This window comes from Stenotrophomonas sp. pho, from assembly GCF_006228405.1.
In the GTDB taxonomy this organism is placed as follows: Bacteria; Pseudomonadota; Gammaproteobacteria; order Xanthomonadales; family Xanthomonadaceae; genus Stenotrophomonas; species Stenotrophomonas sepilia.
The window spans coordinates 788,386-808,181 of sequence record NZ_CP029759.1 but is presented as its reverse complement, the minus strand read 5'-3'; the positions used below and the strand labels follow the sequence as shown (position 1 = coordinate 808,181).

General features: G+C 67.9%; 17 protein-coding genes, 1 tRNA gene and 2 pseudogenes. 8 read left to right on the top strand and 12 right to left on the bottom strand.

Going from position 1 to position 19,796, the window contains the following annotated elements:
* Positions 1 to 4: 4 nt before the first annotated feature.
* From DL544_RS03710 to DL544_RS03690, 5 genes and pseudogenes are all read right to left on the bottom strand, one after another.
* Positions 5 to 964, bottom strand: coding sequence for a ribose-phosphate diphosphokinase (locus DL544_RS03710; protein ID WP_005415400.1), 960 nt, complete (start codon positions 962 to 964; stop codon positions 5 to 7).
* Between the two features lie 140 nt (positions 965 to 1,104).
* Positions 1,105 to 1,181, bottom strand: a tRNA-Gln gene (locus DL544_RS03705).
* 11 nt (positions 1,182 to 1,192) lie between these two features.
* A complete protein-coding gene (gene ispE, locus DL544_RS03700; RefSeq protein WP_065196902.1) occupies positions 1,193 to 2,062 on the bottom strand; it encodes a 4-(cytidine 5'-diphospho)-2-C-methyl-D-erythritol kinase in 870 nt (289 codons plus the stop codon).
* Positions 2,059 to 2,717, bottom strand: a pseudogene (lolB, locus tag DL544_RS03695) (lipoprotein insertase outer membrane protein LolB). Before lolB ends, ispE begins: the two are co-directional and overlap by 4 nt.
* Positions 2,714 to 4,399 carry a tetratricopeptide repeat protein gene (locus DL544_RS03690; protein WP_175421912.1) on the bottom strand — a complete coding sequence of 562 codons (1,686 nt, stop codon included), beginning with the start codon at positions 4,397 to 4,399 and terminating at the stop codon, positions 2,714 to 2,716. The pseudogene lolB and the gene DL544_RS03690 overlap by 4 nt, the downstream one beginning before the upstream one ends.
* Before the next feature lie 63 nt (positions 4,400 to 4,462).
* Here DL544_RS03690 and hemA point away from each other — a divergent pair, with 63 nt between their 5' ends.
* The 4 genes and pseudogenes from hemA to ppk2 all read left to right on the top strand — a co-directional run bounded on the left by hemA (position 4,463) and on the right by ppk2 (position 9,345).
* On the top strand, positions 4,463 to 5,746 hold the full coding sequence (gene hemA, locus DL544_RS03685; protein WP_139726758.1) for a glutamyl-tRNA reductase: 1,284 nt from the start codon (positions 4,463 to 4,465) through the stop codon (positions 5,744 to 5,746).
* Positions 5,724 to 6,806: a peptide chain release factor 1 gene (prfA, locus tag DL544_RS03680; protein WP_014036080.1), complete on the top strand. Its 1,083-nt coding sequence runs from the start codon at positions 5,724 to 5,726 to the stop codon at positions 6,804 to 6,806. The genes hemA and prfA overlap by 23 nt, the downstream gene beginning before the upstream one ends.
* Positions 6,807 to 6,811: 5 nt before the next feature.
* A pseudogene (locus DL544_RS03675) lies at positions 6,812 to 8,508 on the top strand (O-linked N-acetylglucosamine transferase, SPINDLY family protein); the annotation flags it as partial.
* A gap of 54 nt (positions 8,509 to 8,562) precedes the next feature.
* Positions 8,563 to 9,345 carry a polyphosphate kinase 2 gene (gene ppk2 / locus DL544_RS03670; RefSeq protein WP_065178972.1) on the top strand — a complete coding sequence of 261 codons (783 nt, stop codon included), beginning with the start codon at positions 8,563 to 8,565 and terminating at the stop codon, positions 9,343 to 9,345.
* 532 nt (positions 9,346 to 9,877) lie between these two features.
* Here ppk2 and DL544_RS03660 read toward each other — a convergent pair.
* Together DL544_RS03660 and DL544_RS03655 are read right to left on the bottom strand one after the other, a co-directional pair.
* Complete coding sequence (locus tag DL544_RS03660; RefSeq protein ID WP_139726757.1) at positions 9,878 to 10,453, bottom strand: TlpA family protein disulfide reductase; 576 nt, start codon at positions 10,451 to 10,453, stop codon at positions 9,878 to 9,880.
* Positions 10,450 to 11,724, bottom strand: coding sequence for a YihY family inner membrane protein (locus DL544_RS03655; protein WP_005415390.1), 1,275 nt, complete (start codon positions 11,722 to 11,724; stop codon positions 10,450 to 10,452). The genes DL544_RS03660 and DL544_RS03655 overlap by 4 nt, the downstream gene beginning before the upstream one ends.
* A 77-nt stretch (positions 11,725 to 11,801) precedes the next feature.
* On the opposite strand from DL544_RS03655, the gene wrbA reads away from it, so the two are divergent.
* The 3 genes from wrbA (at position 11,802) to DL544_RS03640 (ending at position 13,292) form a co-directional block, all read left to right on the top strand.
* Positions 11,802 to 12,395, top strand: coding sequence for an NAD(P)H:quinone oxidoreductase (wrbA, locus tag DL544_RS03650; RefSeq protein WP_053501045.1), 594 nt, complete (start codon positions 11,802 to 11,804; stop codon positions 12,393 to 12,395).
* A complete protein-coding gene (locus DL544_RS03645) occupies positions 12,392 to 12,727 on the top strand; it encodes a DUF2069 domain-containing protein (RefSeq protein ID WP_005415388.1) in 336 nt (111 codons plus the stop codon). The genes wrbA and DL544_RS03645 overlap by 4 nt, the downstream gene beginning before the upstream one ends.
* Before the next feature lie 79 nt (positions 12,728 to 12,806).
* Positions 12,807 to 13,292, top strand: a complete 486-nt coding sequence (locus tag DL544_RS03640) for an asparaginase domain-containing protein (RefSeq protein WP_053501049.1) — start codon at positions 12,807 to 12,809, stop codon at positions 13,290 to 13,292.
* 189 nt (positions 13,293 to 13,481) lie between these two features.
* On the opposite strand, the gene DL544_RS03635 is transcribed toward DL544_RS03640, so the two are convergent.
* From DL544_RS03635 to sufT, 3 genes are all read right to left on the bottom strand, one after another.
* On the bottom strand, positions 13,482 to 15,224 hold the full coding sequence (locus tag DL544_RS03635) for a S8 family peptidase (RefSeq protein WP_053501047.1): 1,743 nt from the start codon (positions 15,222 to 15,224) through the stop codon (positions 13,482 to 13,484).
* A gap of 450 nt (positions 15,225 to 15,674) precedes the next feature.
* Positions 15,675 to 16,769, bottom strand: coding sequence for a branched-chain amino acid aminotransferase (locus tag DL544_RS03630; protein WP_065186352.1), 1,095 nt, complete (start codon positions 16,767 to 16,769; stop codon positions 15,675 to 15,677).
* Between the two features lie 59 nt (positions 16,770 to 16,828).
* The gene (gene sufT / locus DL544_RS03625) at positions 16,829 to 17,380 is read right to left on the bottom strand and encodes a putative Fe-S cluster assembly protein SufT (RefSeq protein WP_005415385.1); all 552 of its coding nucleotides are present in this window, start codon (positions 17,378 to 17,380) and stop codon (positions 16,829 to 16,831) included.
* Between the two features lie 122 nt (positions 17,381 to 17,502).
* Between sufT and DL544_RS03620 the strand changes: the two genes are divergently transcribed.
* On the top strand, positions 17,503 to 17,922 hold the full coding sequence (locus tag DL544_RS03620) for a membrane protein (protein ID WP_032953950.1): 420 nt from the start codon (positions 17,503 to 17,505) through the stop codon (positions 17,920 to 17,922).
* Between the two features lie 92 nt (positions 17,923 to 18,014).
* On the opposite strand, the gene DL544_RS03615 is transcribed toward DL544_RS03620, so the two are convergent.
* Together DL544_RS03615 and DL544_RS03610 are read right to left on the bottom strand one after the other, a co-directional pair.
* Positions 18,015 to 19,475, bottom strand: a complete 1,461-nt coding sequence (locus DL544_RS03615) for an NAD(P)(+) transhydrogenase (Re/Si-specific) subunit beta (protein WP_139726756.1) — start codon at positions 19,473 to 19,475, stop codon at positions 18,015 to 18,017.
* Entirely contained in the window at positions 19,472 to 19,792 is a 321-nt protein-coding gene (locus DL544_RS03610) for an NAD(P) transhydrogenase subunit alpha part 2 (RefSeq protein ID WP_005415382.1), read from the bottom strand. The genes DL544_RS03615 and DL544_RS03610 overlap by 4 nt, the downstream gene beginning before the upstream one ends.
* Between the last annotated feature and the right edge of the window lie 4 nt (positions 19,793 to 19,796).

Sequence of the window (19,796 nt, the reverse complement as noted above, 5' to 3'; positions counted from 1 at the left end):
AAACTCAGTCGACGTACAGCGAGCTGACCGACTCGCCGAAGGCGATGCGGCGCATCGTTTCGGCCAGCATCTCCGCCACGCTCAGCTGGCGGATCTTGCTGCACACCCGCGCGGCGTCCTTCAGCGGGATGGTGTCGGTCACCACCAGTTCGTCGAGCTGGGAATTGGTGATGTTGTCCACCGCCGGGCCCGACAGCACCGCGTGGGTGCAGTAGGCGGCGACCTTGAGCGCACCGCGCGCCTTCAGGGCAGCGGCAGCGGCGCACAGAGTGCCGGCGGTATCGACGATGTCATCGACCATGACGCAGGTCTTGCCTTCGACGTCGCCGATGATGTTCATCACGGTGGAGACGTTGGCGCGCGGGCGGCGCTTGTCGATGATCGCCAGGTCGGCGTCATCCAGGCGCTTGGCCACCGCACGGGCGCGGACCACGCCGCCCACGTCCGGCGAGACGACGATCAGGTTCTCGGTGCCGTAGGCGCGCCAGATGTCGGCCAGCAGCAGCGGGGACGCATACACGTTGTCCACCGGAATATCGAAGAAGCCCTGGATCTGGTCGGCGTGCAGGTCGACGGTCAGCACGCGATCAGCGCCCGCGGTGCTGAACATCTTGGCCGCCAGCTTGGCGGTGATCGGCACGCGCGAGGAGCGCATGCGGCGATCCTGGCGCGAGTAGCCGAAGTACGGCACCACGGCGGTCACGCTGGCCACCGATGCGCGCTTGAGCGCGTCGATCAGCACCAGCAGTTCCATCAGGTTTTCCGCGCTCGGCGCGCAGGTCGGCTGGATCACGAACACGTCCTGCTTGCGGACGTTCTCTTCGATCTCCACCTGCACTTCACCATCGGAGAAGTGCGAGACCAGCGCCTTGCCCGGGCGAACCCCCAGTTCCTTGCAGATGTTCTGCGCCAGACGTTTGTTGGCGTTGCCGGAAAAGACCAGCAGGTTCGGGGACTCTTGCATCATGATTGTCTCGGGCGGGGACGAGTGGCGGGGATCCGGGGGCGGCAAGGACCCGGATGGACCCTTGCTGCTGACAACACCGCGGTTGTTTCCACGTCCCGCGCGGGCGATGCGCTGGAAGGCGCGGACACAGCCGCTATTGGCAGGGGCGGTAGGATTCGAACCTACGAATGCCAGGATCAAAACCTGGTGCCTTGGGCCTCTTGGCGACGCCCCTGCATTGATAAATCAGTGTTGCTCGAGTGCATCCAGCAGTGGCGAACGCGCAACGCCCGCTGCCACCCTTGCCCGCAACTCCTTCGGCAATTTCGACCGTCCCTGCTCTGCAGCAGACTGCGACGCGAATTCGACGAAACAACCACTTCCCGAACCGGTCAGCCGCGCCGTGCCGATGTCGCTCAACGCGGCAAGCGCTGCCTCGACGGCAGGCTCACGGCGGCGCAGCACCGGCTCGAACGCGTTCCCGACCAGGGTCCCGGAAGCGAAGTCCTCTATTTTCGCCACTGGGCTGTCGCGCGTCAAATCCGGGTCTGCAAACAGGGCCGGCGTGGGAACATGAACGCCCGGTTCGACCACCACATACCAGGCCGGCGCCAGCGTGATCGGCTGCAGGCGCTCGCCCACCCCTTCGGCCCAGGCGTTGCGGCCGCGCACGAACACCGGCACGTCGGCGCCCAGGCGCAGGCCCAGCGCGGCCAGGGCATCTTCATCCAGGCCGGCATGCCAGAGCCGGTTCAGTACCACCAGTACGGTGGCCGCGTCGGACGAACCGCCGCCAAATCCACCACCGGCAGGAACGTGCTTTTCGACGATGATGTCAGCACCTTGCGCAACCTTCGCCGCTTCCTGAAGCAGACGCGCGGCGCGCACCGCCAGATCATCGGCCTCGGCCACGCCGGCCAGGCCCTCGCCCTGCCGGCGCACCTGGCCGTCTTCACGCAGGCGCAGGCCGATGCGGTCCCCCCAGTCCAGCAGGCGGAACACGGTCTGCAGTTCGTGGTAGCCGTCGGCCCGGCGGCCGGTAATGTGCAGGAACAGGTTCAGCTTGGCCGGGGCCGGCCACCAGGACCAGCCCGCGTCGTCGACTGCCCCGCTCATGGCGTGCCCTGCCCCCACTCGTCCACCAGCAGGCGCACCTTGGCGTCACCGTTGCTGGCCTCGATCCGGCGCGGCAGCGCCGGCCGTCCGGCGTCGGCCGGGTACCAGTCCAGGTACTGTACCTGCCAGCCCATCTGCTGCATGCGGCGGGGCCGGCCTTCGCCGTCGCGTTCGACCGTCTCGGGGCCGGCGGCGTCGCCGGCCACCAGGCCACGGATCCACTCCGGCAACTGGTTGACCGGAATGTCCCAGCCGGTCGCTTCCAGCAACAGCTGCTGGGCGTCCTCGCCGTCGCGCGGACCGCCTGCCAGTCCTTCCAGGCGGCCAGCTTCGGAATGGGTGTCACCGGTCAGCTTCCAGCTCTGCCGGGTCACCGGCGCGCTCAACTCCACCACGTAGCGGCGGCCTTGCTGCTTCCATTCGATGCGACCGCTGCCGCCGTCCTTGCCCTTGCTGACCGCGACCCGGCCCTGGAAGGCCCAGTCCGGTTGTGCATGCAGGGCGGCCACGCGCGCCGCTTCGGCCTGCGCCGCTTCGGCCGAGACCGTCTCGACCACCGCCGGTGGGGGGTCTTCTGCGTGCCCACGCTGGTACAGGCGGTCACCGCCAGGGTCGCAGCCGCCAACAGCAGCGGCCGGATCAGGGAAACACTCATGGATTGAATTTCTCGCGGGCGCGCAGCAGCGCGCGGTTTTCAGGGTCGAGCTTGGCCGCTTCGTCGAAGAAGTGGCGGGCCTCGTCATGCTTGCCCAGCACCCACAGCACCTCGCCGACATGGGCGGCGATCTCCGGGTCCTTGGCCAGGGTCCAGGCCCGGCGCAGCTGCACCAGCGCTTCGTCCTTGCGGCCCAGGCGATACAGCACCCAGCCATAGCTGTCGACGATGGCGGCGTTGTCCGGCTCGGCGACGCGGGCGCGGTCGATCAGCTCCAGCGCCTCCTGCAGGCGCCCGGTACGGTCAGCCAGGGTGTAGCCCAAGGCATTCAGGGCCGGCACGTTTTCCGGGTCGGTCACCAGGATCTTGCGCAGGTCGGCCTCGGCGCGCGGAATATCGTCACGACGCTCCCAGGTGAGCGCGCGGGCGTACAGCAGGCCATTGTCATCCGGGTAGGCGGCCAGGCCGCGGGCCAGCGCATCCAGCTCGCCAGCACTGTCATCGCCGCGCTGGCGCAGCTCGGCCTCCAGCAGATACGCGTCACGGCGCACATCATCATCGACCACCGCGTCGGACTGGATCGCGTGCACCTCATCCAGTGCCTGCGGCAGCCGTCCGGCCAGGGCCTGGGCGTTGGCCGCACGCAGGCGCGCCTCGCTCAGCTCATCACCGCCGGGCACACTGTGGTACCACTGCACCGCCTCGGGATAGCGCTTCAGGTATTCGGCGATCTTGCCCAGCAACAGGCGCTGCGCGGGGTCCGGCTTGGCCGCCTGCCGCGACAGTTCGTTGTAGAGGTTGGACAGCGCCGCCTTGTCGCCCTGCTTGGCCAACAGTGAAGCGCGCATGCCCCAGGTCTGCACATCCTGCGGGCCGAATGCCAGTACGCGCTCGGCCGCAGCCGGTTGCCCCAGGCTGTCGTAGGCGATGGCCACCGCATTGCGCAGCTCGGGGTCCTGCCGTGTCTTCGGCTCGACGTCGTGCAGCAGCGACAAGGCCTTGTCGGTCTCGCCGGCCTGCTGCAGCTGGCTGGCACGCAGCAACGCTACGCGCGGTTCTTCGGGGAAGCGCCTGACCACTTCATCGATCATGCGCCGCGCCAGGTCGGGCTTGTCCATGCGCAGGGCGAGGCGGCCGAACTCCTGCCAGGCCTCGATCTTCGGCGGAATCGCATTGGCATCGACCAGCTCGCCGAGCACCTGCGCCGGCACCGCCGGGTCGCGGCCACCGCCGATCAGCGCGGCCAGGGCGAACTTCCAGCCGCGCTCGTCGGGGTCGGCCAGCAGCGCCTGCAATTCAGTGCGGGCGGCCTTCACATCGCCCTGGCGCATGGCCAGCGCACCGGCGGCGCTGCGCATGGTCAACGAACGCGGGGCGCGCTGCTGCCACAGGGCCAGGCCCTTGGCGGCGCTGGCGTCATCATTGGCAAGCATGGAGATACGGGTCGCGCGCTCGGCCAGGCCAGCGTCGCCGTCGGTCTGCTGCGCGGCCTGCAGGTACCAGCGCGCGGCCTCGGCCAGCTTGCCGGCCTGCAGGGCGAACTCACCGGCCATCACCGGCTCCAGCGCCAGTTCCCCGGTGGCCGCGGCCCGCACGGGGACCTTGGCCGGCACCGCCGCCAGGGCCTGGGCGCAGGCCAGGGACAGCAGCAGAACACTGGGGATGCGAATCAATGCGGGCATCGTCGGCATCGGGGCCTTAAAATGTCGTCCAATGGCCAGCAGCTTATCGCAAGCAACTGAACAATGACCCTGTGGGTGCTCGGACTGAATCACCAGACCGCACCGGTAGAGCTGCGCGAGCGCGCGGCCTTCGCCGGTGAGGCGTTGCCGCGTGCGCTGGGCTCGCTGCGCGATACCCCGCAGATCGCCGAGGCGGTCCTGTTGTCGACCTGCAACCGCACCGAGCTGTACGCCGTGGCCGAGTCGGCACAGGCGCTGGACCAGTGGCTGCGCAGCCAGGCCGGCGACCTGCAGGGCTATCTGTACCAGCATGCCGATGCCGAGGCCGTGCGCCACCTGTTCCGGGTCGCCACCGGGCTGGACTCGATGGTGCTGGGCGAACCGCAGATCCTCGGCCAGGTGAAGGACGCCTGGTCGACCGCGCGCGACCATGGCCTGCTCGGCCAGCGCCTGGACCGCCTGTTCCAGCAGACCTTCTCGGTGGCCAAGCGGGCGCGCACCGATACCCAGGTCGGTGCCAACCCGGTATCGGTGGCGTCGGCCGCGGTGCGCCTGGCGCAGAACGCGTTCGCCCGGCTGGACGACTCCACCGCGCTGCTGGTCGGGGCCGGCGAGACCATCGAGCTGGCTGCACGGCACCTGAGCGAAGGCAAGGTGCGGCGGCTGCTGATCGCCAACCGCACCCTGGCCCACGCGCAGGAACTGGCCAGCCGCCATGGCGGCGTGGCCCTGCCGCTGACCGAACTGGACCGCCACCTGGGCGAGGCCGACGTGGTGTTCTCGGCCACCGCCGCGCGCGAGCCGGTGATCCATCGCGAGATGGTGGCCAAGGCCCTGCGTGCACGCCGGCACAAGCCGATGCTGCTGTTCGACCTGGCCGTTCCGCGCGACATCGAAGCCGAGGTCGGCACGCTCAACGATGCCTTCCTCTACACCGTCGATGATCTGGAACGCGCGGTGGAAGACAACCGTCGTGGCCGCCGCGAGGCCGCCGCCGAAGCCGAGGCGATCATCGACCTGCAGGTATCGCGTTACGTCGAGACCCAGCAGGCCAGTGCCCATCAGGCGCCTTTGCGGCAGCTGCGTGCGTTCGGCGAGGCCACCCGCGCCGAGTTGCTGGAGCGCGCACGCCAGCAGCTGGCCAACGGCAAGCCCGCCGACGAAGTGCTGGAACTGCTGGCCCACGGCCTGACCAACCGCCTGCTGCACCCGCCGACCGCCGCACTGCGCGCCGCCGCGCTGAGTGGCGATGCCGACCTGACCCGCGCCGCCGAGCGCCTGTTCCCGGCCACGCCGGGCTACCGCCACCCACCCGTGAGACCCGATGACGCCGACCCTGCGCCGTAAGCTGGAAGCGCTGGCCGAGCGCCGCGAAGAACTGGAACGCCTGCTCGCCGAACCCGATGTGGTCGCCGACAACACCCGTTTCCGCGACCTTTCGCGCGAATTCGCCCAACTTGAACCGGTCGCCACTGCACTGGCCGATGAAGCCCGTGCCAAGGCCGACCTGGCGGCCGCCGAAGGCATGCGCGCCGACCCCGACCTGCGCGAGCTGGCCGACGAGGAAATCGCCGCCGCCCAGGCGCGCCTGCAGGAGCTGGAACAGGAACTGGCCCTGTTGCTGGTGCCACGCGATCCGCGCGACGAAGGCAACCTGTTCCTTGAAGTACGCGCCGGCACCGGCGGCGACGAAGCCGCGATCTTCGCCGGCGACCTGTTCCGCATGTACGCCCGCTATGCCGAACGCCAGGGCTGGAAGGTCGAGATCGAATCGGACAACCCCGGCGAGCATGGCGGCTACAAGGAAGTGGTGGCACGTGTGGTCGGCCGGGGTGCGTTCTCGCGCCTGAAGTTCGAATCGGGCACGCACCGCGTGCAGCGCGTGCCGGCCACCGAATCGCAGGGCCGCATCCATACCTCGGCGGCGACCGTGGCGATCATTCCCGAGGCCGACGAAGTCGATGACATCGTCATCAACCCGGCCGACCTGAAGGTGGATACGTTCCGCTCGTCCGGCGCCGGTGGCCAGCACGTCAACAAGACCGAGTCCGCGATCCGCATCACCCATGTGCCAACCGGCGTGGTGGTGGAGTGCCAGACCGAGCGCAGCCAGCACGCCAACCGCGACAAGGCGATGAAGCGCCTGAAGGCGCAGCTGCTCGATGCCGAGCGCCAGCGCCAGGACGCGGCACAGGCCGAATCGCGGCGCCTGCAGGTCGGCAGCGGCGATCGCAGCCAGCGCATCCGCACCTACAACTTCCCGCAGGGCCGGATCACCGACCACCGCGTGGAAGGCCTGACGTTGTACGACCTGCCCAACATCCTGGCCGGTGACCTCGACCCGCTGCTGCAGCGGCTCAGCCACGAACACCAGGTCGACGCCCTGGCCCAGCTGTCGGCGGGCTGAGCACGATGACGGCCTGGAAGCAGCGGCAGCACCTGCAGCAGGCGATCGCACGCCAGCCCGGCGACTTCGTCGCCTGGGTGATGCTGGCCGACCTGGAACTGGAAGCCGGCGACATCGCTGCCGGCGAGCAGGCCGCACGACACGCCCTGCAACTGCGCCCGAACCACCCGAAGCGCTGGCGCGGCTGGGCCGCGTGGCGTGGATGGCCGGCGCGCACACCGACGCGGCGAAGCTGCTCGGCCAGGCCTCGGCATTGGCCCCGCAGCACCCGGGCATCGCGCTGTGGCTGGGCCATGCGCTGGAAGATGCCGATGATGCCGAAGGCGCAGCAGCGGCCTATCGCCGCGCGCACGCGCTGATGCCGGGCGAACCCTACATCGCGGCCCAGCGCCTGGCCTGGCAGCGCCGCCTGTGTGACTGGCAGGACGTGGACACGCTGGCTGCGCAGGTACGTGCCGCGCTCGCTTCCGGGCAGGGTGCAGTGGAACCCTTCGCCTTCCTCAGTGAAGACGTAGGCGCTGCGGAGCAGTTGGCCTGTGCGCGCACACGCGCCGCGGTCGTTGCGTCGGCGGTGCGCCCCCTTCCTGCAGTGAAGGTTCGCGAGCACGGCGCGTTGCGCGTCGGCTTCCTCTCCAATGGCTTCGGCGCCCATCCCACCGGGCTGCTGACCGTGGCCCTGCTCGAACACCTGCGCCATGACCCGGCGCTGCAGCTGCACCTGTTCGCGCTGAACCGCGCCGATGGCAGCCGCATCCGCGAACGCCTGCAGGCTGCGGCCCGCCTGCATGACGTGGCCGCACTGCGGCATGCCGACATCGCGGCCCGCATCCGTGCACAGGGCATCGACCTGCTGTTCGACCTGCGCGGCTGGGGGGGCGGCGGCACGCCCGAAGTGCTGGCCATGCGCCCGGCCCCGTTGCAGCTGAACTGGCTGGCCTACCCCGGCACATCAGGTGCGCGCTGGCTGGATGCCGTGGTCGCCGACGAATTCGTGCTGCCGGCATCGCTGGAACCTCACTTCAGCGAACGCGTCCTGCGCCTGCCACGTGCCTTCCAACCCTCGGACAACACCCGCGTACTGGAACCGGCACCGTCCCGCGCCGAGTGCGGGCTGCCCGAACACGGCGTGGTGTTCTGCTGCTTCAACAACAGCTACAAGCTCAACCCGCGCAGCATGGGCCGCGCCTTCGCGGTGCTGCAGGCCGTGCCCGGCAGCGTGCTGTGGCTGCTGTCCGGGCCCGGCAAGGCCGACGCCCGCCTACGTGCGGCCGCACAGGCCGCAGCCCTGGACCCGGCGCGCCTGGTGTTCATGGCCAAGCTGCCGCATCCGCAGTACCTGGCCCGCTATCAGCTGGCCGACCTGTTCCTCGACACGCATCCGTACAACGCGCACACCACAGCCTCCGATGCGCTGTGGGCCGGCTGCCCGGTGCTGACCTGCCCGGGCGATACCTTCGCCGCGCGCGTGGCCGGCAGCCTCAACCATCATCTGGGTCTCTCGCGGATGAACGTTGCCGACGATGCGGCGTTCATCGCCACCGCCAGCGCGCTGGGCAACGACCCGGTGGCGCTGGCAGCGTTGCGTGCCGAACTGGCGCAGGCACGCGAAGACAGTGGTGTATTCGACATGGCAGGTTTTGCCCATGACCTTTCCGCCCTGCTGCAGACGCTGGCGGGCGAGCAGGGCTGGCAGGGCGTCGACACCCCTGAGCAACCCGTGCGCTACGCTCCGGCTTCCTCCCCGCGTGGTGTGACGATGGCCAAGCTCAAGCGCAAGGACTACGACGAACTGCTGCTGCCGCTGCAGCTGGAACTGACTGCAATGGCGCGCTGGGTGCAGTACAGCGGGCAACGCCTGCTGGTGCTGTTCGAAGGCCGCGATACAGCCGGCAAGGGCGGCGCGATCCAGGCCATCAGCCAGCATCTCAACCCGCGCCAATGCCGGGTGGTGGCGCTGCCCAAGCCCACCGACCGTGAAGCCACGCAGTGGTACTTCCAGCGTTACGCCGCGCATCTTCCCGCCGCCGGCGAGATCGTGCTGATGGACCGCAGCTGGTACAACCGCGCCGGTGTTGAACGGGTGATGGGCTATTGCAGCGAAACCGAGTACCAGCAGTTCCTGCGCCAGGCGCCGGTGTTCGAACAGCTGCTGGTGGACGACGGCATCCTGCTGTTCAAGTACTGGTTGTGCGTGGACCAGGAGCAACAGGAAAAGCGCTTCGCCGAACGCCATCTCGATCCGCTGAAGGGCTGGAAGCTCTCACCGGTCGACCTGAAATCGCGCAGCAAGTACAGCGCGTACACCGAGGCACGCGAGGCGATGCTGCGCGCGACGCATCGCGAGGCGGCGCCGTGGACGCTGGTGGACTTCAACGACCAGCGGCTGGGGCGGCTGACGCTGGTGCGCAACCTGCTGGACCGGTTGCCGGACACGCGGGTGGACGCACCGTTGCCGGAGCTGCCGAAGCTGAAGGGCAAGCTGCATCGCGAGCACTACGATGTGCTGAAGCCGATCGAGGATTTCCCGGTCGAGGAATAGGGTGGGTCGGCAGGGCTTGCGGCCCTGCACCTGCCGAAGCCAGAGCAACGGCAACAGCAACAGCAACGGCGGGCTTCCTGAGGGATGGCGGGGCGGGTCCGGGTGCGGGGGCGCTGCAAGTACGTCCATGTAAGCTCGGTCGCCGCATCCATGCGGCTCACGCCCCGCACCCGGACCCACCCCGCCTTCGACAGATTTCCGCGATCTGTCGTTGATCCACACCATGCGTGGATGCTCTTCGAATTCAATTCGAAATATTCGATTTGTCTGGAGAATCATCCACGCATGGCGTGGATCTACCAGACATGAGGAATCTGTCAGAGGTGGGGCGGTGTCGGAGTGCGGGGTGTCAGCCGCATGGATGCGGCTGCCAAGCCTACATGGACGTACTTGCGGCGTCCCCGCACTCCGACACCGCCCCGCCACCCCACGGATAGCCCGCTGTTGCTGTTGCTTCGGCTGTTGCTGTTGCTGCCGGCCAGCGGCCGGCACTACCGCGGGTGCAGGGCCGCAGGCCCTGCCGACAAACCCACTACTTGGCAGCCGCGATCTGCTTCTCGATGTCGGCGGCGGTCACCGGGCCAAGGAACGTGTGCGCCAGCTTGCCCTGCGGGTCCACCAGATGCGTCAGCGGCAGGCCACGCGGCGTGGCGAAGTCGGCCGGCGGATCGAACGGGTCCACGATCACGATCGGATAGGTCACCGGATGCTTGGCCAGGAACGACTGCATCTCCGGCACTTCGATGTCCTCGTAAGCCAAGCCGACCACTTCGATGTTGCTACGCATCGCATGCAGGGCCGACAGCTCGGGCATTTCCTTGCGGCACGGCGCGCACCAAGTGGCCCAGAAGTTCACCACCACCCACTTGCCGCGATGCGCGGCCAGGTCGTAGTCGCTGCCATCCACCGCCTTCATCTTCAGCGTCGGGAACTCGGCGGTGGTGCGCTCGGCCGGGGTTTCCTCGACCGGTGCCGGCGTGCTCGGCGTCGGTGCCTGCGCCGGTGGCTGGCTGCTGGCCGGTGCCGGCTCCTGGGCCGGTTTGCAGGCCGCCAGGGCCAGCAGCAGGGTCAACGGGAGCAGCAGCGGCAACGACGTCTTGCGGGTCATGGGGTGTCTCCAGAGTCGGTATAGATATCACTGACCTTGCGCTTCAGGCGTTCGCGCAGGGGCAGTCGCAGGTCATCCAGCGCCGCCAAGGCGGCACGGCCCAGGCTGTCGTCGCGGTACGGGAGGTGCTGCTCGGCTACTGGGATGCGCAGCTGGGTGCATTCGTACAGATCGGCCAGGCTGACCTGGTCCAGGTCGCGTGACAGCAGCCACTCGCCGCGCTCATCGCGGCGCAGCAGGTCGATCTCCTGCAGGTTGCAGATCAGGTCCTGCAGCAGTGAATCGGTCAGCATCGGCTCCAGCCGCAGGATCTCGTCATCGGCCAGGCCTTTGCCCTTGGCCCGTGCATGCTGGAAGCGGCCAAGCAGGCGCAGCAGCCCATAGAACTCGTACCCCTGCGGCAGGCGCAGCTCGACCGGCTGGTAGCGGAAGGCGGCCATCGAGGAGGCCAGCGACGCACCCAGCAGCACCGCCACCCAGCACAGGTAGATCCACAGCAGCAGGATCGGCACGAAGGCGACCGTGCCATACAGCTTCTGATAGGACTGGAAGCTGCCCAGATACGCGCCGATGCCCCACTTCACCAGTTCAAGGATGACCGCCGCCAGGATCGCGCCGGGCACGGCATGCCGCCATTTCACCGTGTGGTGCGGCACCACGCGGAACATCAGCGTGATGCAGACGAACTCGATCAGGATCGGTGCCAGCCGCAGCGCCAGTTCGGCCAACCAACGGCCCTCCTGGGTACCGAACAACGGCATCGCGAACACCCTCGCCGATACTGCCAGCGATGCGGCGGCAAGCATCGCGCCCAGGGTCAGCACGGTCCAGTAGACCAGGAAGCGGGTCAGCTTGGGCCGGCTCGAGCCGACCCGCCAGATCTGGTTGAAGGTCTCTTCCACGCTGTTGAGCGTGATCAGCAGTGAGGCGACCAGTGCGATGAAGCCGGCGGCCGTCAGCTGGCCGGCACTGGCCGAAAACTGCCGCAGGTAACCCTCGGCCGCGCGCGCCGCGGAGGGCACGAAGTTGGAGAACACGTAGTCGCTGAGCTGATCGCTCCAGCGGTCGAAAACGGGAAAGGCCGAGAGCACGCCGAATACCACGATGGCCAGCGGCACCAGCGCGAACACCGTGGTGTACGCCAGCGCCGCCGCTGCCTGGAACAGGCGGTCGTCGAGGAAGCGATGCCACAGGAAGCGGCCGAAACTGATGGCCCGTGCGCGATCCCGCGCGCGCTCCATCCACAGGTTGAGCGTATCCAAAGGTTCCATCGGTGGAAGGGTACCCGATGCGGAATGCTCGCAGGATAGCCATACTGGTGGCCACACGACGAGGAGAAGCGGGCACGATGGGCGAGATTCTGGTGCTGTATTACAGCCGGGGCGGTTCGGTGGCACGGCTGGCGCGCCAGATCGCGCGGGGCATCGGCGAAGTGCCGGGCATGACCGCGCGCCTGCGCACGGTGCCGCCGGTGGCCGCAGTGACCCAGACCGCGCAGCCGCCGGTACCCGAAGATGGCGCCCCCTATGTAAGCGTGCAGGACCTGGTCGAATGCCAGGGCCTGCTGCTCGGCAGCCCGACCCGCTTCGGCAACATGGCCGCGCCGGTGAAGCATTTCCTGGACGGGCTGGGCGCCGAATGGGTCAATGGCACCCTGTCCGGCAAGCCGGCCGGCGTGTTCACGTCCACCGCATCCATGCATGGCGGCCAGGAATCGACCCTGCTGTCGATGCAGGTGCCGCTGCTGCACCATGGCTGCGTGATCGTCGGCATCCCGTTCACCGAACCGGCGCTGAGCCATACCACCAGTGGCGGCACACCCTATGGCGCCAGCCACGTAGCCGGTGCCGCCGACGACCCGCAGCCGACCGACGACGAAGCCGTGCTGGCGCGCGCGCTGGGGCGCCGGGTGGCCGGCATCGCGCAGCGGTTGGCCCGATGAGCGCCGCGCCGCGCACGGTCCTGCTGCTGGCCCTGATGGGGCTGGCCGCGCTGTTCGCGGGCTGGTTCATCAATGACAAGCACTGGCTGGCGACCCAGCTGGTGTTCACCGCGCCGCCGCTGGCGCTGGCCATCGCCGTGCGCCTGGGCTGGCGCAAGGCCGGATTCTGGGCCTCGGTACTGGCGCTGGGCTGGTTCAGCCACGGCGTGATGAGCGCCTGGAGCCACCCGGAAACGCGCTGGCTGGCGCTGATCGAGATCGCGCTGGCCCTCCTGGTGATCTTCAGCGCCAGCCTGCCCGGCCTGCGCGCCCGCTTCGGCAAGCAACGCTGACGCTGCGCCCGCTGGGTCGTATCATCTGCATTCCTGGCCCCGCGCCGCAGTACCTGTCCTGGTTTCGCGCATGCACATGATGGAAGAGCTCCTGGTCGTCACCACCGGTGGCACGATCGACAAGATCTACTTCGACGACAAGTCGGACTACCAGATCGGCGATCCGCAGATCGGCATGATCCTGCGCGAGCTGGGCGTGACGTTCCGCTTCAACGTGATTCCGATCCTGCGCAAGGATTCACTGCACATCAACGATGAGGACCGCGAACTGATCCGCGCCACCATCGCCGCGCAGCCGACCCGGCACGTCCTGGTGACCCACGGCACCGACTCGATGGTGCACACCGGCAAGGTGCTGGCGACGATCCCCGACAAGACCATCGTGATGACCGGCGCACTGAGCCCGGCACGCTTCCGCGGCTCGGATGCCGAGTTCAACATCGGCTGCGCGATCGGTGCGGTGCAGTCGCTGCCGAGCGGCGTGTACATCGCGATGAACGGGCGGATCTTCGACCCGCAGCACGTGCGCAAGAACGTGGCTGCGAACCGCTTCGAGTCGGTCTGAGGAACCGCGTGCCGACCAAGGTCGGCACCTGCCAGAGCACTGTCCTTGTAGTGCCGGGCCATGCTCGGCAACCGCGTGCCAGCGTGGCACAACGGTCGGCAGCCGGAGCAGCCGAGCATGGACTCGGCTCTGCAGAAGCGAAAACGCCCCGGCCGAAGCCAGGGCGTGCCCTTGGAGAGGGACTTGGGCTCAGTACTGGGCGTTGAGGGTCACGCCCGAGAAGGTGCTGTAGGCCTTCACCCGCACATACCATGTGCCGGCGGCAGGGCTGTTGATGGTGCAGGTCTCGCTGTTGCCACTCAGGTACGGACGGCAGGTGTAGCTGGTATCGGTCGGGGCACTGCCCTGGCGCACGTACAGGTCGGCATCGCCGCTGCCGCCACTGATCGTCACGCGTAGCTGGCTGCTACCGGCCGGAACGGCGACGGTGTAGTTCAGCTCGGCACCGGTTGCGGCGCCCAGGCCGGTCACCGGCACGTTGTTCTGCAGCACGTTGCCACCCGGGTTCGGGTTGCCACCGCCGTTGATCGCCGCAGCCACGGCCGCGTTGGCGTCGACGATGCCGGCGCCGCAGCCACCCGAGCAGGCGCCCGGCAGCGGGCGTGCAGTGCTCTTGATGATGCTTTCGACCTGCGCCGGGCTCAGCGGGCTTGGCGCGACCGACTGCATCAGCGCAACCACGCCGGCCACGTGCGGCGCCGCCATCGAGGTGCCGTTGTACGACGCGTAGCTGGCGCTGCCAGGCGTGGTGGTGCCGGTGTTGAGGGTGGACAGGATGCTCTGGCCCGGTGCTGAGATGTCGATGCCGGTGCCGTAGTTGGAGAAGCTGGCACGCGCACCGGCCGAGGTTGTGGCCGCCACGGCAATCACGTTCGGGCAGTTGGCCGGCACCGACGAGGACACGTTGGTGTTGCTGTTGCCGGCGGCGACCACCACGGTGGTGCCACGGCTGACCGCGCCGTTGATGGCGTTCTGGTAGGTGGTGGAGCAGCTGCCGCCACCACCCAGCGACATGTTGATGACTTCGGCCGGATTGGCGTTGGCCGGCACACCACTGACGGTGCCGCCAGAGGCCCACACGATCGCGTCGGCGATGTCGGAGGTGTAACCGCCGCACTTGCCCAGCACGCGCACCGGGACGACCTTGGCATTGAACGCAGTACCGGCCACGCCGGTGCTGTTGTTGGTCACCGCCGCCACAGTGCCGGCGACGTGGGTACCGTGCCAGCTGGAGTTGGAGGCCGGGATGCCCGAGCCGCACTCGTTGGCGCCGTACCAGTCGCCCTCGTCATTCGGGTTGTTGTCGCGGCCACCGCCATCGCGCGCCATCGCGGCATCGCTGATGAAGTCATAGCCAGGCAGGATGTTGGCGTTGAGATCGGGATGGTTGGTGATGCCGGTATCGATCACGGCCACCACCACGCCGGTGCCGGTAGCCTTGTCCCAGGCCGGCTGCACGTTGATCGACGCGTTGGAGGTACCGAAGCCCCACTGCTCGCTGAAGCGGGTGTCATTCGGGGTCAGCGTCGCACGCATGATCTGGTCGACTTCGACGTATTCCACGTTCGGGTCGGCGGCGAGCTTGCGCATCAGCAGCTCGGATTCGGCCTGGTCAAGCGGCCGATCGGTCCTGACCAGGGTCGGGCCAACGGCCAGCTTGCGGACCTCCTGCAGGCCCAGCGCGCGGCCCTGGCTGCTGGCCAGGCCGGCGGCGGCACTCTTCAGCGAAGAGGCCAGTGCGGTGGTGTTGGCCACCGGCGCACTGCCGTCGCGGTACTTCACGATGAAGCGCTGGTGCGTCGGCGCGGACTGCAGGCCGCTGAGCTGGACGTCACCGGCCAGCGCAGGCGTGGCCAGCAGCAGCGATGACAGAACGGACGCACCAAGGACCACCCACACTCGACGCACACGCGGTTGCGTTACCTGGGACATCGTATTTCCCTTTCTTGTGGTGTGAATGCCGGAATCGGCAGAAGCACCGGCCCGAACCCTGGGCTGGCTTGCGTTGGCGAGGTTCGAAGTCCGGCGAGTCAGCGGATCCCCCTAACGATCCGCCGTGCAGATGACGCTAATGGCCGAAACCGGACACCACAAGATTTTCAGCGTCTTTTCAGCAAGATGAAATGTTCGTTCTGAGACTTTTCGGGTCGAAGGTTTGTGAAGGTGAAGGAACTTTCTCGTGCCCTGCACAGACCTGACTGGGTCGTCACGTGTCCTGGAATGACTTTGCCGACATCGGCGTCCACCGATCCGGGGTCAGATCCCATTTCACGCGGAAAGGGATCTGACCCTTGGCCTGAAACGCAGAAAGCCCGTCGCGGGGACGGGCTTTCCAGAAGCGCAGCCGGGCGCGGGCTCGGCTCTACGATTCGATGTGGGCGATCAGCCCAGCTTGACCAGCCAGTTGTGGCGGTCCGGCAGGCGGCCATACTGGATATCGGTCAGTTCCTTGCGCAGCGACATGGTGACTTCGCCGGCCGGCGCGTTGATGTCGCCCACCGAGAAGCCCTCGCCCTTCAGCTGGCCGATCGGGGTGACCACCGCGGCGGTGCCACAGGCAAACACTTCGCTGATCGCACCGGAGGTGACGCCGTCCTTCCACTCGTCGATGCTGACCTTGCGCTCTTCGACCTTCATGCCACGGTCGCGGGCCAGCTGCAGGATGCTCTCGCGGGTGATGCCCTCGAGGATGCTGCCCGACAGTTCCGGGGTGACCAGCGTGCCGTCCTTGTAGACCAGGAACACGTTCATGCCGCCCAGTTCTTCCAGGTACTTGCCTTCGACCGGGTCGAGGAACAGCACCTGCGAGCAGCCCTGTGCCTGCGCCTTCTGCTGCGGGAGCAGCGAGGCGGCGTAGTTGCCACCGCACTTGGCAGCACCGGTGCCGCCCTTGGCCGCACGCGCGTACTCGGTGGACAGCCAGATCGACACCGGGGCAACGCCCTTGGCGAAGTACGGGCCGGCCGGGCTGGCGATGACGTAGTAGCCGGCCTTGTGCGCGCCGCGCACGCCGAGGAAGGCCTCGTCGCCGATCATGAACGGACGGAAATACAGGCTCGACTCATCGGCCGAAGGCACCCAGTCACTGTCGACGGCGATCAGCTGCTTCAGCGATTCGACGAAGATCTCCACCGGCAGTTCCGGCAACGCCAGGCGCTGCGCCGAACGCTGCAGGCGACGGCCGTTGGCATCCGGGCGGAAGGTCCAGATCGAACCGTCGGCGTGGCGGTAGGCCTTGATGCCTTCGAAGATTTCCTGGCCGTAATGCAGCACTGCGGCGGCCGGGTCCAGCTGCAGCGGGCCGTAGGCGCGCACATTGGCATTGTGCCAGCCGGCATCCTTGTCCCAGCGCACTTCCACCATGTGATCGGTGAAGTGCAGGCCGAAGCCCGGCTTCTCCAGGATCTTGGCGCGCTCTTCAGCGCTGCGCGGGTGGTCCGAACGGGTGACGGCGAAGCTGGGGATGGACTGGGACACCGGAGGATTCCTGTTCTGGTTGCGGGTAGTGCCGGGCCCGCGTCACTGCGGGCCTTGGGTCAAAGCATGCCGGTCTCTAGCCGGGCCGCCTCGGACATCATGTGCTGGTTCCACGGCGGGTCGAACACCAGGTCGACGTCGGCCTCGGCCACCGTCGGGATCATTTCAAGCTTGCTGCGCACGTCGTCGACCAGGATCTCGCCCATGCCGCAGCCCGGGGCGGTCAGGGTCATCTTCACGTCGATCTCGCGCTTGCCCTCATCCAGGTGCTTGATCTCGACTTCATAGACCAGGCCCAGTTCCACGATGTTGACCGGAATTTCCGGATCGAAGCAGGTGCGCAGCTGCTGCCACACCAGCTGCTCCACCTGTTCATCGGTGGCGTCGGCCGGCAGCTCGAGCGGCGCCGGTGCCTCCTTGCCGATGGCATCGCCGTCCTTGCCGGCGATGCGGAACAGGTTGCCCTCGACGAACACCGAATAACTGCCGCCCAGCGCCTGGGTGATGTACCCATAGCTGCCGGCAGGCAGGGTCACGGTATCGCCCTGCGGGACCATCACGGCCTCGCAATCGCGTTCGAAGTGGACAGGTTCGCTGCTACGGGAATACATGGGGACCGATATGGGGCCGTGGCTGAGGCCACGCAAGACGGCATTCTAGCCCAGCCGCCCGCGCACCGCCGGTGCACTGCGGCAAACCACAGTATCCTGTGGGTGATCTTCTGGGAGCTTCGATGTCCTCCAATGCCGCGCGTGCCAGGACCGTGACCTGGCTCTGGCCCCTCATGCTGCTGCTGGGCCTGTTTGTCGCTCCCCTCGCCTGGATGGTCCTGGCGCTGATGACCGGCCGGCAGGTCGGCTGGATGGCGGTGCTGGCCGCCCTGGAACTGGTGTTCATGCTGCGCCTGGGCACGCTGGGCCCAGGCCGGCTGCGCGTCGCCCTGGTCGTGCTCGGCACCCTGCTGGTGGCCGCCGTGGCCAACTGGGCCATCGCCAGCGCCTGGATGGGCGGCTCGATCGGCCTGGACCTGTGGGATGCCACCACGCGGATGGGCCCGCACCTGGCCTGGACCCTGATCAGCCTGGCCAATGGCGCGGTGGAATGGCTGTGGCTGGCCGTGGCCGTGGCCGTAGGTGCCTGGCTGGCGCGCTGAGCGCGTAGAGATCCGTGGATTCGGTAGTGCCGGCCGCTGGCCGGCAAAGGGGTCAGAGCCCTTTCCTGCGGAAAGGGATCCGACCCCCGTCCTCAATGCCCGCCGTCGAGCGCCTTCAGTTCGCTCACCAGCGAGGCCGCCGCTTCGGCGCCGTCGCCATAGAGCATGCGGGTGTTGTCGGCGTAGAACAGCGCATTCTCGATGCCGGCAAAACCGGTGCCCTTGCCACGCTTGATCACCACCACGTTGCGCGCGTTGACCACGTCCAGCACCGGCATGCCGTAGATCGGGCTGGCTGGGTCGGTCCGCGCCACCGGATTGACCACGTCGTTGGCACCGATCACCAGCACCACATCGGTATTGGCGAATTCGGGGTTGATGTCGTCCATGTCGGCGATCAGGTCGTAGGGCACGCCGGCCTCGGCCAGCAGCACGTTCATGTGCCCGGGCATGCGCCCGGCCACCGGGTGGATCGCGAACTTCACTTTCACGCCGCGCTGGCCCAGCCGCTGCGCCAGTTCCCAGATCTTGTGCTGGGCCTGTGCCACCGCCATGCCGTAGCCGGGCACGATCACCACGCGCTCGGCAAAGGCCATCATCGCCGCGACGTCCGACGCTTCGATGGGCTTCTGCGCGCCGGTGATCGCCTGTGCCTCGCCTCCGGCACCGCCGCCGAAGTTGGAGAACAGCACGTTACGGATCGGCCGGTTCATCGCCTTGGCCATCAACCGGGTCAGCAGGATGCCGGCCGCGCCGACCATCATGCCGGCGATGATCAGCGCCTCATTGCCCAGCACATAACCTTCGAAGGACACCGCCAGGCCGGTGAATGCGTTGTACAGCGAGATCACCACCGGCATGTCGGCGCCACCGATCGGCAACGTCATCAGCACGCCCAGTGCCAGCGCCAGCACGAAGAAGGCGACGATTGCCGAGGTGCTGAGCGTGCTGGCCGCGATGATCGCCAGTACCACCACCGCCAGCGCCACCAGCAGGTTCATCACCTGCTGGCCCGGCCAGGTCACCCGCTTGTCCAGGCGTCCATCCAGCTTGGCCCAGGCGATCACCGAACCGGACAGCGAGACCGCACCGATCGCCGCGCCGACCACCGCCAGCAGCAGCACCGTGCCCGACGGCTGGCGCGCGGCCAGGTCGGCCAGCGCCTGCTCGCTCCAATGGCTGGTATCGCGGTGGGCCAGGAAGGCATAGCGCAGCAGTTCCACCGCACCGATCGCCGCCGCCGAGCCACCGCCCATGCCGTTGTACAGCGCCACCATCTGCGGCATGTCGGTGATGGCCACCTTGCCGGCCGACCACCAGGCCAGGCCCGCGCCCAGCAGCAGTGCCACCAGGATCAGCGGTACGTTGTGCAGTTCAGGCAGGAAGAAGGTCGCCACCGTGGCCAGCAGCATGCCCAGCCCGGCCCAGCGGATGCCGCTGCGCGCGGTCAGCGGCGAAGCCATGCGCTGCAGGCCCAGCAGGAACAGCGTGGCGGCGACGAGGTAGCTGGCCTTGACCAGCCAGTCGAGCAGTTCGACGGTGCTGATGTTCAAGCCTGTGGCTCCTTCGGTTCGTCCCTGCCGCCCTTGGGCGCGCTCGGCTTGAACATCTCCAGCATGCGCGCGGTGACCACGTAGCCACCGGCGGCGTTGCCGGCGCCGAGCACCACGGCAAGGAAGCCCAGCGCCTTCTCCAGCGGCGTCTGCGCGTGCCCCAGCACCACCATCGCGCCGATCAGCACGATGCCGTGGATGAAGTTGGAACCCGACATCAGCGGGGTATGCAGGATCACCGGCACCCGCGAAATGATCACGTGGCCGGCGATGGCCGCCAGCATGAAGATGTACAGCGCTACGAACCCGTCACTCACTGGC